Consider the following 212-nt stretch of genomic DNA (forward strand, 5'->3'; position numbering starts at 1 on the left):
GACTCAAACTGACCGAACTGCTGTCTTACTCGTTCTCGGTCAATCGAACTCGGCCAACGACGGTGGACAACGGCACAGGTCAAATTATGGCGCTCGCGTTGTAAACGCCTTTGACAAACGGTGCTTCATCGCCGCCTCGCCACTTCTTGGATCGACCGATACCAAGGGAGAGTACTGGACGCTTCTTGGGAACAATTTGATCGCATCGGGAC

General features: G+C 53.8%; 1 pseudogene. It reads left to right on the forward strand.

From position 1 onward, the window contains the following. Window positions 1-212 (forward strand): annotated as a pseudogene (locus AF337_RS45875) (sialate O-acetylesterase); the annotation flags it as partial.

Origin of the sequence: Rhizobium ecuadorense, assembly GCF_001187535.1 — a bacterium.
Taxonomy (GTDB): Bacteria; Pseudomonadota; Alphaproteobacteria; order Rhizobiales; family Rhizobiaceae; genus Rhizobium; species Rhizobium ecuadorense.